At 71.7% G+C, this 11,413-nt stretch carries 11 protein-coding genes; 6 read left to right on the forward strand and 5 right to left on the reverse strand.

Annotation, left to right across the window (positions count from 1 at the left end; all coding sequences use genetic code 11):
* Positions 1-12: 12 nt before the first annotated feature.
* Positions 13-1,767, reverse strand: a complete 1,755-nt coding sequence (locus tag ACFWFI_RS34315; protein ID WP_387398069.1) for an acetyl/propionyl/methylcrotonyl-CoA carboxylase subunit alpha — start codon at positions 1,765-1,767, stop codon at positions 13-15.
* Between the two features lie 381 nt (positions 1,768-2,148).
* On the opposite strand from ACFWFI_RS34315, the gene ACFWFI_RS34320 reads away from it, so the two are divergent.
* The gene (locus ACFWFI_RS34320) at positions 2,149-2,586 is read left to right on the forward strand and encodes a hypothetical protein (protein WP_387398087.1); all 438 of its coding nucleotides are present in this window, start codon (positions 2,149-2,151) and stop codon (positions 2,584-2,586) included.
* A gap of 12 nt (positions 2,587-2,598) precedes the next feature.
* Here the strand turns inward: ACFWFI_RS34320 and ACFWFI_RS34325 are convergent, their stop codons facing one another.
* The 4 genes from ACFWFI_RS34325 to ACFWFI_RS34340 form a co-directional block, all read right to left on the reverse strand.
* The gene (locus ACFWFI_RS34325; RefSeq protein ID WP_387398071.1) at positions 2,599-3,210 is read right to left on the reverse strand and encodes a nucleoside triphosphate pyrophosphatase; all 612 of its coding nucleotides are present in this window, start codon (positions 3,208-3,210) and stop codon (positions 2,599-2,601) included.
* 20 nt (positions 3,211-3,230) lie between these two features.
* Positions 3,231-3,359 carry a morphogenic membrane protein MmpB gene (mmpB, locus tag ACFWFI_RS34330; RefSeq protein ID WP_014047983.1) on the reverse strand — a complete coding sequence of 43 codons (129 nt, stop codon included), beginning with the start codon at positions 3,357-3,359 and terminating at the stop codon, positions 3,231-3,233.
* A gap of 73 nt (positions 3,360-3,432) precedes the next feature.
* Positions 3,433-3,639 (reverse strand): acyl-CoA carboxylase epsilon subunit, encoded by a 207-nt coding sequence (locus ACFWFI_RS34335; protein WP_387398073.1) that lies wholly within the window; start codon positions 3,637-3,639, stop codon positions 3,433-3,435.
* 15 nt (positions 3,640-3,654) lie between these two features.
* Positions 3,655-5,235 carry an acyl-CoA carboxylase subunit beta gene (locus tag ACFWFI_RS34340; RefSeq protein WP_387398075.1) on the reverse strand — a complete coding sequence of 527 codons (1,581 nt, stop codon included), beginning with the start codon at positions 5,233-5,235 and terminating at the stop codon, positions 3,655-3,657.
* Between the two features lie 175 nt (positions 5,236-5,410).
* On the opposite strand from ACFWFI_RS34340, the gene ACFWFI_RS34345 reads away from it, so the two are divergent.
* From ACFWFI_RS34345 to hutH, 5 genes are all read left to right on the forward strand, one after another.
* Complete coding sequence (locus ACFWFI_RS34345) at positions 5,411-6,280, forward strand: biotin--[acetyl-CoA-carboxylase] ligase (RefSeq protein WP_387398077.1); 870 nt, start codon at positions 5,411-5,413, stop codon at positions 6,278-6,280.
* A gap of 154 nt (positions 6,281-6,434) precedes the next feature.
* The gene (locus ACFWFI_RS34350) at positions 6,435-7,622 is read left to right on the forward strand and encodes an adenylate/guanylate cyclase domain-containing protein (protein WP_387398079.1); all 1,188 of its coding nucleotides are present in this window, start codon (positions 6,435-6,437) and stop codon (positions 7,620-7,622) included.
* 115 nt (positions 7,623-7,737) lie between these two features.
* Complete coding sequence (locus tag ACFWFI_RS34355; RefSeq protein WP_387398081.1) at positions 7,738-8,550, forward strand: enoyl-CoA hydratase/isomerase family protein; 813 nt, start codon at positions 7,738-7,740, stop codon at positions 8,548-8,550.
* Between the two features lie 73 nt (positions 8,551-8,623).
* Positions 8,624-9,790: a GGDEF domain-containing protein gene (locus ACFWFI_RS34360; protein ID WP_387398083.1), complete on the forward strand. Its 1,167-nt coding sequence runs from the start codon at positions 8,624-8,626 to the stop codon at positions 9,788-9,790.
* Between the two features lie 58 nt (positions 9,791-9,848).
* On the forward strand, positions 9,849-11,399 hold the full coding sequence (gene hutH / locus ACFWFI_RS34365; RefSeq protein ID WP_387398085.1) for a histidine ammonia-lyase: 1,551 nt from the start codon (positions 9,849-9,851) through the stop codon (positions 11,397-11,399).
* Positions 11,400-11,413: the final 14 nt, after the last annotated feature.

Here is an 11,413-nt window from a genome sequence, read left to right on the forward strand (position 1 = left end):
GAGAACGAGTACTCAGTCCTTGATCTCGCAGATCGCGGCACCGGACGAGATCGACGTGCCGACCTCCGCCGCCAGACCCTTCACCGTGCCGGAGCGGTGGGCGTTGAGGGGCTGTTCCATCTTCATGGCTTCGAGGACGACGATGAGGTCGCCCTCCTTGACCTCCTGGCCCTCCTCGACGGCGATCTTGACGATCGTGCCCTGCATCGGGGAGGCGAGGGTGTCACCCGAGGCCGCGGAGCCGGACTTCTTGGCCGCGCGGCGCTTGGGCTTGGCGCCGGCCGCGAGGCCGGTGCGGGCCAGGCTCATGCCGAGCGAGGACGGCAGGGAGACCTCGAGGCGCTTGCCGCCGACCTCGACGACCACGGTCTCGCGGCCGGACTCCTCGTCCGCGTCCTGGTCCGCGGGCACCGCGAAGGGCTTGATGTCGTTGACGAACTCCGTCTCGATCCACCGGGTGTGGATCCGGAAGGGGTCCGAGGTGAACGCCGGGTCGGTGACGACCGCGCGGTGGAAGGGGATGGCGGTGGCCATGCCCTCGACGGTGAACTCGCCCAGCGCACGCGCGGCGCGCTGCAACGCCTGCTCACGCGTCGCTCCGGTCACGACGAGCTTCGCGAGCAGCGAGTCCCATGCCGGACCGATCACACTGCCGGTCTCGACGCCGGCGTCCAGGCGGACGCCCGGGCCGGTGGGCGGGGCGAACAGGGTCACGGTGCCCGGAGCGGGCAGGAAGCCGCGGCCCGGGTCCTCGCCGTTGATCCGGAACTCGAACGAGTGCCCGCGCACCGCCGGGTCGCCGTAGCCGAGCTCCTCGCCGTCCGCGATACGGAACATCTCGCGGACGAGGTCGAGGCCGGTGACCTCCTCGGTGACCGGGTGCTCGACCTGGAGGCGGGTGTTGACCTCGAGGAAGGAGATCGTGCCGTCGACACCGACGAGGAACTCGACGGTGCCGGCGCCGACGTAGCCGGCTTCCTTCAGGATCGCCTTGGAGGCCGCGTACAGCTCCGCGTTCTGCTCCTTCGACAGGAACGGCGCGGGGGCTTCCTCGACGAGCTTCTGGTGGCGGCGCTGGAGCGAGCAGTCACGGGTGGAGACCACCACGACGTTGCCGTGCGTGTCGGCCAGGCACTGCGTCTCCACGTGCCGCGGCTTGTCGAGGTAGCGCTCCACGAAGCACTCACCCCGGCCGAACGCCGCAACGGCCTCACGGACCGCGGAGTCGTACAGCTCCGGGATCTCCTCCAGCGTGCGGGCCACCTTCAGGCCGCGACCGCCACCACCGAAGGCCGCCTTGATCGCGATCGGCAGACCGTTCTTCTCCGCGAACTCCACGACCTCGCCCGAACCCGACACCGGGTCCGGCGTGCCGGCCACCAGCGGGGCGCCGGCGCGCTGGGCGATGTGGCGGGCGGCGACCTTGTCGCCGAGGTCGCGGATCGCCTGCGGCGGCGGGCCGATCCACGTCAGACCGGCGTCGAGCACGGCCTGGGCGAACTCCGCGTTCTCCGAGAGGAAGCCGTAACCCGGGTGGATCGCGTCCGCCCCCGAGTCCTTGGCAGCCTGGAGCACCTTGGCCATGTCCAGATAACTGGCGGCCGGAGTGTCACCGCCCAGAGCGAACGCCTCGTCGGCCGCGCGCACATGCAGAGCATCCCGGTCCGGATCGGCGTAGACGGCTACGCTCGCGATTCCGGCATCCCGGCAAGCCCGAGCAACACGGACAGCGATTTCGCCACGGTTGGCGATGAGCACCTTGCGCACGATGACTCCCTCCTTGAGAACAAGCTGAGTTTAGGGACTACCAACACGGCCGTACGACCCGTCCCCAGTAGTGAACTTGCCCACACGGAGTGTGATTCGAGGCTTGCTCGAGTCGCGAAATCCCTTGTCGCACCACGGTACGCCGGGATCCTCAAGGGCACAGTAGCCACGAAGTGTGGCCCAAGTCTCTGTCCGGACGGTCAACGGCGCGCGGCGTTTCTTTGTGGACTCCCTACGAACGGCCGATGGAATCTTTGCCTCGGCCACGGGGGCGGCGCAGTGCGGGCGCGCACCGTGCGCAACCTCTTGTCCGAAGCGTTACCCGTTAGTAGGGTCCGCGCTGTACGGACGTACTACAGGTAACAGGGGGTGGGCGCCGTGGTGCGCAGACCAGTGGCCTTCGTGACCGCGATCGTTCTTTTCGTGGAAGCCGTGGGCATCGTGATCGTCAACGGCGTCCTCGCGACGGTCGCCGGCAATCAGAGCATGTCCCTGGCCGGGCTGGATCCGGACGCCATGGTGACCGGCACCTGGGTCATGGGCGGTGTCTCCGGGGCCCTGCTGTTGCTCTGCGGGCTGATCCCGCTGCTGGCCGGCATACGCGACCGGGCCCCGGGCCGCCTCGGCAGGATCGCCCTCATCGCCTGCGCGGTCGTCCACGGGGTGCTGGGCGCCCTGGCGGTGGGGCTGATCGGCTGGGCGGCCTTCGTGTTCCTGATGGTCGTCCTGGCGCTGATCGTGCTGACCCTGGTGGCGTTCGAGCGGCGTGAGCCGGAAGCGGGAAAGGCCGGCGCCGGCCAGGCTCCGGCGCCGGTGTGACAACAGGGCAGCTCAGACCCACAAGTCGGTGACGGAGAGGCCCAGTTCGCCGAGCAGGCGGCGAAGCAGTGGCATCGAGAGTCCGATGACGTTGCCGTGGCTGCCCTCGATCGCCTCGACGAACGGCGCCGAGCGGCCGTCCAGGGTGAACGCTCCGGCGACGTGGAGCGGCTCACCCGAAGCGACATAGGCCGCCACCTCGGCGTCCGTCGGCTCACCGAACCTGACGACCGTGGACGCGGTCGCCGACGCCGTACGGCCGGTGGCCGTGTCGATGACGCTGTGGCCCGTCTGCAGGATGCCCGAGCGGCCGCGCATGGACTTCCAGCGGGCGGTGGCCTCCTCGCTGTCGGCGGGCTTGCCGAACGCCTCGCCGTCCAGTTCGAGCACGGAGTCGCAGCCGACGACCAGCGCGCCCGCGGCCTCGGGGCGGGCCGCCACCGCGGCGGCCTTCGCCTCGGCCAGGACGAGCGCCAGCTCACCCGGGGTCGGAGCGCTGATCGCGTCCTCGTCCACGCCGCTGACGATCACCTCGGGGGCGAAGCCCGCCTGACGCAGGAGACCGAGACGGGCGGGGGAGGCGGAGGCGAGCACGAGGCGGCGCTGATCAGTCATACCCGCCATCGTAGGCGGGTCCGGGAGCCTCAGCGGATGCCCAGGACGAACATCGCCACGACCATGGCCAGCGCCAGCAGGAGCCCCGCGCGACGCATCATGTCCTGGGCGTCGCGCAGTTCCTTCGGGGGCTTGTTCTCGGGGTCGGACCACAGCATGGTTCCGATGGTGCTCCGGACACGGCTGCGGCGCCTGAGTACGCGTACTCAAGCGCCGCTCACCGCTCCGGCGTCAGGAGGGCCAGTACGTCCGTGCCCACGACCGGGGCCCCGGCCGGAGTGCGCCCCGGCGGGCGATCCGCTCGGGGTCCGACCACTGCTCGGGCGGCAGCGGAGCACCGGACGGCACCGCGGCCACCGCCGCCGCGCGCGCCCGGACCACGGCGAGGGCCGCGGCGAGCTCCTCCGGGGTCGGATTGCCCCGTACGACCTTGATCATGGTGGCTCCCGGTGGTTAGAGGGGAATGTTGCCGTGCTTCTTCGGCGGCAGCGACTCGCGCTTCGTGCGGAGCTGGCGCAGGCCCTTCACCAGGTGCGCCCGGGTGTCGGACGGCATGATCACCGCGTCGACGTAGCCGCGCTCGGCCGCGACGTACGGGTTGAGCAGGGCGTCCTCGTAGTCGGTCATCAGCTCGGCGCGGGTGGCCTCGGGGTCGTCGGCGGCGGCGATCGTGCGGCGGTGCAGGATGTTCACCGCGCCCTGGGCGCCCATCACCGCGATCTGGGCGGTCGGCCAGGCCAGGTTCAGGTCGGCGCCCAGGTGCTTGGAGCCCATGACGTCGTACGCGCCGCCGAACGCCTTGCGGGTGATCACCGTGATCAGCGGGACGGTGGCCTCGGCGTACGCGTAGATCAGCTTGGCCCCGCGGCGGATGATGCCGCCGTACTCCTGGTCGACGCCCGGCAGGAAGCCGGGCACGTCGACGAAGGTGAGAACCGGCACGTTGAACGCGTCGCAGGTGCGGACGAAGCGCGCGGCCTTCTCGGACGCGTTGATGTCCAGACAGCCGGCGAACTGCATCGGCTGGTTGGCGACGATGCCGACCGGGTAGCCCTCGATGCGCCCGAACCCGGTGATGATGTTCGGCGCGAACAGGGCCTGCGTCTCCAGGAACTCGCCGTCGTCGAGCACGTGCTCGATGGCGGTGTGCATGTCGTACGGCTGGTTCGCCGAGTCCGGGATGAGGGCGTCGAGCTCGCGGTCCTCGTCCGTGGTCTCCAGGTCGGCCTCCTCCGGGAAGGCCGGGGCCTCCGAGAGGTTGTTCGACGGGAGGTAGGACAGCAGGGACTTGACGTACTCGATGGCGTCCTTCTCGTCACCCGCCATGTGGTGGGCCACACCGGACGTGGTGTTGTGCGTGCGGGCGCCGCCCAGCTCCTCGAAGCCGACGTCCTCACCGGTGACCGTCTTGATGACGTCCGGCCCGGTGATGAACATGTGCGAGGTCTGGTCGACCATGACCGTGAAGTCGGTGATCGCGGGGGAGTAGACAGCGCCGCCCGCGCACGGCCCGACGATCAGGGAGATCTGCGGGACGACACCCGAGGCGTGGACGTTGCGGCGGAAGATCTCGGCGAACAGGCCGAGGGCGACCACACCCTCCTGGATGCGCGCGCCGCCGCCGTCGTTGATGCCGATCACCGGGCAGCCGGTCTTCATCGCGAAGTCCATGACCTTGACGATCTTCTCGCCGTAGACCTCGCCGAGCGAGCCCCCGAAGATCGTGAAGTCCTGCGAGTACACGCAGACGGGACGGCCGTCGACCGTGCCGTAGCCGGTGACGACGCCGTCCCCGTAGGGGCGGTTCTTCTCGATGCCGAAATTGGTGGACCGGTGCCGTGCGAACTCGTCGAGCTCCACGAAAGAACCCTCGTCGAGCAGGAGCTCGACCCGCTCACGGGCGGTCAACTTGCCCTTTGCGTGCTGCTTTTCGACGGCACGGGCGGAACCTGCGTGTGTGGCCTCTTCGATACGGCGCTGCAGGTCCGCGATCTTGCCCGCGGTGGTGTGGATGTCGCTCTGCGGCTCGGACATCGGGTGGCGGCTCCCTGCCTGGTCACGGGGACGGCTGGTACATCCAGTGAAGGTGCTGGACCGGTACGTGCTCGACGGCAACCTGCTCGTCGGCGGGTGGTTGCTACTGACCCGTAGCGTATCGGCGCGGATACGGTTCGGCAGTGCGTCGTTGGCCACACCTAATGTGGGTTGCATGACACCTCCCGATGCGCCGCACAACCGCTGGTCGGACCTCGACAGGCCGCCCTTGAACGTCGCTGCGCTGCGCCGTGGGCTGCTGAGGCCCGACGGCCTGTGGACCTCGCTCGACGTCGTCGACACGACCGGCTCCACCAACTCCGACCTCGCGGCACGGGCCGCCGGTGGCGGTCTGGCCGAGGGCACGGTCCTGGTCGCCGAGGAACAGACCGCGGGCCGCGGACGGCTCGACCGGAGCTGGACGGCTCCGCCCCGCTCGGGCCTGTTCCTGTCCGTCTACCTGACCCCGGGCGGCGTCCCCGCCGAACGGTGGGGATGGCTGCCGCTGCTGGCCGGCGTCGCGACCGCCACGGGCCTCGCGCAGTCGGCGGGAGTCGACATGGCACTGAAATGGCCCAACGACCTCCTGGTGACGATCGGCGACACGGAACGCAAGACCGGCGGCATCCTCGCCGAGCGCGCCGGGGCCGGCGTCGTCATCGGTATCGGCCTCAACGTGTCGCTGCGCGCGGCCGAGCTCCCCGCCCCGCACGCCGGCTCGCTGGCGCTCGCCGGAGCCGTCTCCACCGACCGTGAGACCTTGCTCCGGGCCGTCCTGCGTTCACTGGAACAGTGGTACGGGCAATGGCGCGACGCGAACGGCGACGCCGCCGAGAGCGGGCTCCAGGCGGCTTACGCGGCGGGCTGCGCCACGCTCGACCGGACGGTGCGGGCCGAGCTGCCCGGGGACCGGTCGGTCGTCGGTGAGGCCGTCGCCATCGACGGCGACGGACGCCTCGTGCTGGCCACGGGCGACGGGCTCCAGGAGCCCGTATCGGCCGGCGACATCGTCCACCTGCGAGGGGAACAGGGAGGCCTCACCTGATCAGGCAGCCCCCGCACATACGGGTGATGTCACGTATGACGGATCCGGAACCGCGCCACCGTGGACGTGAGCCAGGGCACACCTGCCGTATCGTTGAGGCGATCCAGCGACAGATCGGCAGGGCAGTGCGCAGGGAACGGGCAGGAGGCGGCCGGTGACCGTCGACGACACGAACTCCGACGACGGCGCGGAGCCCTCGTCGGGACCGTCCGTCCACTCGACACCGCATCACGAGGTCGACCACACGGCCGAACCGACCGACGACCCGCTCGCCATCCGGCTGGAGGCCCTGATCCTGGGGGCCGACCGCCGCTACACGCCGTTCCAGGCGGCGAGGACCGCCGGGGTCTCCATGGACCTGGCGTCCCGGTTCTGGCGGGCCATGGGCTTCGCCGACATCGGGCAGGCCAAGGCGCTCACCGAGGCCGACGTCCTGGCGCTGCGCCGCCTCGCCGGTCTCGTGGAGGCCGGGCTGCTCAGCGAGCCGATGGCGATCCAGGTGGCCCGGTCGACCGGGCAGACGACCGCCCGGCTCGCGGAGTGGCAGATCGACTCCTTCCTGGCGGGGCTGACGGAGCCCCCCGAGCCCGGCATGACCCGCACCGAGGTCACGTATCCGCTGATCGAGCTGCTCCTGCCCGAGCTGCAGGAGTTCCTGGTGTACGTGTGGCGACGCCAGCTGGCCGCCGCCACGGGCCGGGTCGTGCAGACCGGGGACGACGAGGAGATGGTCGACAGGCGGCTCGCCGTGGGCTTCGCCGACCTCGTCGGCTTCACCCGGCTGACCAGGCGCCTGGAGGAGGAGGAGCTCGGCGAGCTGGTCGAGGCCTTCGAGACGACCTCCGCGGACCTGGTCGCCGCGCACGGCGGGCGGCTCATCAAGACCCTGGGCGACGAGGTCCTCTTCGCCGCGGACGACGCGGGCACGGCGGGCGAGATAGCGCTCCGGCTGGTCGAGGCGATGGCCCAGGACGCCACGATGCCCTCGCTGCGGGTCGGGATCGCGTTCGGCACTGTCACCACGCGCATGGGCGACGTGTTCGGTACGACGGTGAATCTGGCCAGCCGGCTCACGTCGATAGCGCCGAAGGACGCGGTGCTGGTCGACGGCGCGTTCGCCGCGGAACTGATCAGGACCCGCGACGCCCCCGCCTCCGAGGCCGAGGAGACCGCGGCGGCGGCCGAGCGGGCCCGGCTGGAGAAGGAGGGCCCCGGCCCGGACGAGGAGACACCGCTGCCGACGTACCGCTTCGGGCTGCAGCCGATGTGGCAGCGGCCGGTGCGGGGGCTGGGCGTGGTCGAGCCGTGGCTGCTGGCCCGGCGGGGCAAGCCGTCTTCCTGACCCGGGGCGCGGCTCCGCCCGCCCGAGCCCGGTTCCGGGAAGGGCCGGGAACCGCCCGGCCCGGCGGCCCCGCCTAGGATCCCCGGTAACGCTCGTTAACCGGAGGGGTGCAGTCATGGGTGTCACGTCCGAGCAGAGGTTCGGGGAATTCGTCGTCGTACGGCGGCACGAGGGCCAGGACCACGTGGCCGAGCTGGTGCTCGACCGGCCCAAGGCGATGAACGCCGTGAGCACGGCGATGGCACGCGCCATCGCCGAAGCCTGTGCCGCGCTCGGCGCCGATCAGGGGGTGCGGGCGACCGTGCTCACCTCCAGTCATGAGCGGGCCTTCTGCGTGGGCGCGGACCTCAAGGAGCGGAACTCCTTCACCGACGCCGAGCTCGTGCGGCAGCGGCCCACGGCGAGGGCCGCGTACACCGGCGTGCTGGAACTGCCCATGCCGGTCGTCGCCGCCGTGCACGGCTTCGCCCTCGGCGGCGGCTTCGAGCTCGCGCTGGCCTGCGATGTGATCGTGGCCGACCGTACGGCCGTGGTCGGCCTGCCCGAGGTGTCCGTCGGTGTCATTCCCGGCGGCGGCGGTACGCAGCTGCTGCCCCGCCGGGTCGGCGCGGCGCGCGCCGCCGAGCTGGTCTTCAGCGCGCGGCGGGTGGAGGCGGCCGAGGCGCGCGAGCTGGGGCTGGTCGACGAGCTGGTCGAGGCGGGCCGGGACCGTGAGGAGGCGCTGGCCCTCGGCGGCCGGATCGCGGCGAACTCTCCGGTGGGGCTCCGGGCCGCCAAGCGGGCGTTGCGGCTGGGGCAGGGGCTGGATCTGAGGGCCGGCCTCGAGGTGGAGGACGCCGCCTGGCGGTCCGTCGCCTTCTCCGGGGACCGGGCCGAGGGTGTTGCCGCCTTCAACGAGAAGCGGAAGCCCAGCTGGCCCGGCGAGTGACCCGGGGAAGCATCTGAAGATCATCAGCGCTGCCAACTGATCAAATCATCACAAACCTACCTAAGCTGGGGCGATGGGCGGTGATGATGCGCGGCTGCGCGCCGTGGTTGCGCTGGCACAGACGATGGCGGCGGCCTACACGCCGCGCGAGTCCTGGCGTGCCGCGGCAGTGGGGGCGTGCGAGGCGCTGGGGGGCAGCTTCGCCGCCCTCTCCGTGTGGGAGCGGGATCAGGGCAGGCTGCGCGTGCTGGTGAACGCCGGGGAGCGGGCGGAGGGGGAGGAGGAGTTCCCCGAGTGCGAGGCCTACCCCGTGCACCAGTTCCCGGAGATCACCGAATTCCTGCATGAGCGATGGGCGGGCGGCGGTGAGCCCGACGCCTGGGTGGAGACCGCCGACGGCGCTCCGGCCGCCGGTGCGCCGGCCCGGGGGGCCCGTCCGTACTGCCACCAGCGGGTCGCCGCGCTGCGCCGGCGCGGGCGTGGCTGCTGTGTGGTGGCGCCGATCGTGCTGCACGGTCGGGCCTGGGGGGAGCTGTATGTGGCCCGCCCGGCGGGGGCCCCGGTGTTCGACCGGGACGACGCGGACTTCGCGACCGTGCTGGCGGCCGTCGTCGCCGCGGGTATCGCGCAGACCGAGCGGCTCGAGGAGGTCCGCAAGCTGGCCTTCACGGACCCGCTGACCGGTCTCGCGAACCGCAGGGCCGTCGACCTCCGCCTCGACGAAGCGGTGGACCGGCACCGCACCGAGGGCGTGGTGGTCAGCCTGGTCGTGTGCGATCTGAACGGTCTCAAGGCGGTCAACGACACTCATGGCCACGCGGTCGGTGACCGGCTGCTGGAACGTTTCGGCTCCGTGCTCTCGCTCTGCGGCGCGATGCTCCCCGGCGCGCTGTCCGCCCGTCTGGGCGGGGACGAGTTCTGTCTGCTGACCGTCGGGCCCTCGGCGGACGACGTGGTCCGGGTGTCCGAGGAGCTCTGTGCGCGGGCCGTCGCTCTGGAGCTCGGCAACGGGGTCGCCTGCGGGGTCGCGTCCACAGGTGACGACATCGGCCCGGTCCAGTCCGCGCGCCGGCTCTTCCGGCTGGCGGACGCCGCCCAGTACCAGGCGAAGGCCGCCCACTCCAGGAGGCCGGTGGTCGCGGGGCGCGACGGTGACGTGATCCGGCTCGCAGACTCCCCGCCCAGGTCGCCCCACGACCGTCGCAGGCTGCGCGGCAATCCGCCGGGCGGCGATCGGTAAGGGGTCAACCGCACGACCACTGGTGACATGATGGGTTTCAGTCCGTAGGCTTCTGAATATGGATATGCATACAGTCGTGGTGGGGACGTCCGGTACCACCGCCGAGGACGTCATCGCCGTGGCCCGTCAGGGCGCCCGGGTCGAGCTCTCCGCAGCCGCCGTGGAGGCGCTCTCCGCCGCACGGGAGATCGTCGACGCCCTCGCCGCCAAGCCCGAGCCGGTCTACGGGGTCTCCACCGGCTTCGGCGCCCTCGCCAGCCGGCACATCAGCCCCGGTCTGCGGGCGCAGCTCCAGCGCAACATCGTCCGCTCGCACGCGGCGGGCATGGGCCCTCACGTCGAGCGTGAGGTCGTCCGGGCCCTGATGTTCCTGCGCCTGAAGACGCTCGCCTCCGGCCACACCGGCGTACGCCCCGAGGTCGCGCAGACCATCGCCGACGTGCTCAACGCGGGCATCACCCCCGTCGTCCACGAATACGGCTCGCTCGGCTGCTCCGGCGACCTCGCGCCGCTCTCGCACTGCGCCCTGACCCTGATGGGTGAGGGCGAGGCCGAGGGCCCCGACGGCACCGTGCGGCCGGCCGGCGAACTCCTCGCGGCGCACGGCATCACCCCCGTCGAGCTGCGCGAGAAGGAGGGCCTCGCCCTCCTCAACGGCACCGACGGAATGCTGGGCATGCTCGTGCTGGCCCTCGCGGACCTGAAGAACCTCTACACCGGCGCGGACATCACCGCCGCGCTCTCCCTGGAGGCACTCCTCGGCTCGGACCGGGTCCTCGCCCCGGAGCTGCATGCCATCCGCCCGCACCCCGGTCAGGGTGTCTCCGCCGACAACATGCTGCGTGTGCTCGCCGGGTCCGGCCTCACCGGCCACCATCAGGACGCCGCCCCCCGGGTCCAGGACGCCTACTCCGTGCGCTGCGCACCCCAGGTCAACGGCGCCGGGCGCGACACCCTCGCGCACGGGGCGCTCGTCGCCGACCGGGAGCTGGCCTCGGCCGTCGACAACCCGGTCGTGCTGCCCGACGGCAGGGTGGAGTCCAACGGGAACTTCCACGGCGCCCCCGTGGCGTACGTCCTCGACTTCCTGGCGATCGTCGCCGCCGACCTCGGGTCGATCACCGAGCGCCGCACGGACCGCCTGCTGGACAAGAACCGCTCGCACGGGCTGCCGCCGTTCCTCGCCGACGACGCCGGGGTCGACTCCGGGCTGATGATCGCCCAGTACACGCAGGCCGCCCTGGTCAGCGAGCTGAAGCGGCTCGCGGTCCCGGCGTCCGTCGACTCGATCCCGTCCTCCGCGATGCAGGAGGACCACGTGTCCATGGGGTGGTCGGCCGCGCGGAAGCTCCGTACCGCCGTCACCGGCCTCGCGCGGATCGTGGCCGTGGAGCTGTATGCCGCCACGCGCGCCGTCGAGCTGCGCGTCGCCGAGGGGCTGAGCCCCGCGCCCGCCTCGCAGGCCGTCATCGCGGCGCTGCGGGCCGCCGGCGTCCAGGGGCCGGGTCCCGACCGCTTCCTCGCCCCGGACCTGGCCGCCGCCGAGGCGTTCGTGCGGGAGGGGAAGCTGGTCGGCGCAGTGGAGACGGTGACCGGCCCGCTGGCCTGAGCGCAGTCGTGAGG

It is taken from the genome of Streptomyces sp. NPDC060209 (genome assembly GCF_042728155.1).
Classification (GTDB): domain Bacteria; phylum Actinomycetota; class Actinomycetes; order Streptomycetales; family Streptomycetaceae; genus Streptomyces.